General features: G+C 42.5%; 2 protein-coding genes. Both read right to left on the reverse strand.

Translation table 11 applies throughout. The features are described 5' to 3' along the window. Positions 1-12: 12 nt before the first annotated feature. Positions 13-462: a PTS sugar transporter subunit IIA gene (locus A5294_RS06205; RefSeq protein ID WP_004104748.1), complete on the reverse strand. Its 450-nt coding sequence runs from the start codon at positions 460-462 to the stop codon at positions 13-15. A 104-nt stretch (positions 463-566) separates the two neighbouring features. Further along, positions 567-2,225: a phosphoenolpyruvate--protein phosphotransferase gene (gene ptsP / locus A5294_RS06210; RefSeq protein WP_064340721.1), complete on the reverse strand. Its 1,659-nt coding sequence runs from the start codon at positions 2,223-2,225 to the stop codon at positions 567-569. Positions 2,226-2,442: the final 217 nt, after the last annotated feature.

The raw sequence follows: 2,442 nt of genomic DNA on the forward strand, positions 1-2,442 counted from the left end.
ATTCTTTAGTATTTAACTTTTAAGAATTGCGCGAATTTCTTTAGCGTTTTTTGCTTGTGCAAGTTCTCTAGTCTTCACAGGATTAGACAAAGCTGCAGCAACCGCGGACATAACGCCAATATGCTCATTTTCATCGTGACCTGCAAGACCAATTACTAAAGAGACCGGATCGTTGGCAGTGTTACCAAATTTAACAGGCGTACTTAAGCGAATCCAGCTCAAACCACTTTTTAACACTGCTTCCGACGGGCGCGAATGTGCCAAAGCCAAGCCTGGGGCAATAACAATATACGGGCCCATTTTCTCAACTGTTTCAATCATCTGATTCGTATATTCATCAGTAGTAAAGCCAGACTCCTTCAAAGCATTGCCTGCAAGACAAATAGCATCACGCCAATCCTTCGCTGCAATATCAAGGTTTACTGCAGAATCCGGGAGAAGCTCATCAATATCAGTACTCATATTTTCTCTTTTCTAAGCATGTTAATTATTCTTGATTATTTCTGATTGGTAATCGAATTTTTAATGTTTTTCGTAACGATCATATTTTGAATTACTCCCTTAGCTTATTCTTGCATGATTGAGTGGTAGAACTTTCCAGCTAAAGCATCATGAGCTTTAGCCTTAGCTTCATCAAATGTAGTTTGAGCAAGTTCTGCTCGAACATCGTCCAAAGCAACCGGCGTCATAGAAAGCGAGTTAATACCGAGACCTGTAAGAACAACCGCTAAGTCTGGGTCTGCTGCAGCTTCTCCACACACTCCGACTGGCATAGCATGTGCGTTACCAGCGTCTGCAATCATTTTGATCGCGCGCAACACTGCAGGGTGCCAAGCAGTTTGATAATTAGAAACAGACCCAAGGGTTCTATCTGCTGCAAGAGTGTATTGCGTCAAATCATTCGTTCCGATAGATACAAAATCAGCGACTTGAGCAACCTCCTCGGCAACAAGGGCGATAGAAGGCACCTCGGCCATAATGCCAACCTTTTTAAGACCTTTAGATTTACCAAGTTTTACAAAATATGCTGCTTCATGTTCGTCTGAAACCATTGGAGCCATCACCCATAAGTCAGCATTCGTCACAGCATCAGCACGAGATAATGCCTCCAGCTGACCATCTAGAACATCCATATGCTGTCTTAGAGTACGCAAACCTCGAAGTCCGAGGGCAGGATTTGGTTCATCTTCAGGAGTCAAGAATGGTAACGGCTTATCTGCTCCAGCATCAAGCAATCGAATAACAACTTTCTTGCCTTCAAACTGAGATAGTAACTCTGTATAAGATTCTGTTTGTTCTTCTATACTAGGCGGTTGCTCGTTACCAATAAACAGAAATTCCGTTCGGAATAGACCTACTCCTTCTGCTCCATACTCATGAGCAGTTACAGCATCTGAGGGCTTTCCTACATTTGCCAAAAGAGGAATCAAATGACCATCTTTTGTACTTCCAGGCAATCCACGCAATTCACGAGCGCGGCTTAAACGCTCACGAGACTCTTTAACATGCGCGATTTCTTCTTCACTAGGACTGCTTATAACATGACCATTAACGGCATCTACTACAACAATTTGATGATTCTTCAGCTGAGAGGCATCGTGTGCTCCAACAACAGCAACAATTCCACGAGCACGAGCAAGAATAGCAGTGTGACTTGTAGGACCACCATCAAGAGTGACAATTGCCTGAACCTTGCTTAAATCAAGTGAAGCTGTATCAGCAGGTGAAAGATCCTTAGCAACCAGTACAAAAGGCGAATCACTTTCCGGCACTCCAGGAGCTTCAACACCAATCAAAGATGCAATAACACGCTGGCCAACATCATGCAAATCTCCTGCACGCTCAGCCATGTAACCACCAAGATTACGCAACATGTCTTCAAATTGTGCGAACCCTTCCCAAGTGGCACGTTCAGCTGTTTTCCCCTTATCAATACCAGATTCAATTGCACTTATTAATGCTGGATCGATGGCCATCTGTGCAAGAGCTTGCATAATTGGTGCTGCCTTTCGAGTCCCCTCATCCTTTGCTTCAAGAGCCTCACTTGCACGATGGTTTAGGTCTTTATTTACTTCATTTAAAGCATTTTTAACAGCCTTTTTTGCATCCTCAGCCAACACACTAACAGCACGAGGAGAATCCTCTGGCTCATGCAAAGCAGGTGCCATACACAATACTTCACCATATGCCATCGAGCGCCCAATGCCAACACCAGTGATTACCATACTTAAAACCCTCCTTTAGGTTTAGAAACTTTATTACGGCCGCAACGCCGCATAAGCATTTCTTGTAGGTAAACGTTTCTTACTAATGAAACTATACACCATTAAAAATGTTGTTACAACAAGTGAAAACGTTTTCTGTATTTTTCAATTAATTATGCTACACTTAATGTTGAAAATAGCAAACAAAAAAACCTTAAGAAAAAATATGGTTTGATTT

Origin of the sequence: Gardnerella sp. 30-4, from assembly GCF_001641215.1 — a bacterium.
Taxonomy (GTDB): Bacteria; Actinomycetota; Actinomycetes; order Actinomycetales; family Bifidobacteriaceae; genus Bifidobacterium; species Bifidobacterium leopoldii.

Excerpts from the sequence above, each read along its gene's own strand:
- A5294_RS06205 (WP_004104748.1), bottom strand. The coding sequence starts at position 462 with ATGAGTACTGATATTGATGAGCTTCTCCCGGATTCTGCAGTAAACCTT.
- ptsP (WP_064340721.1), bottom strand. The coding sequence starts at position 2,225 with ATGGTAATCACTGGTGTTGGCATTGGGCGCTCGATGGCATATGGTGAA.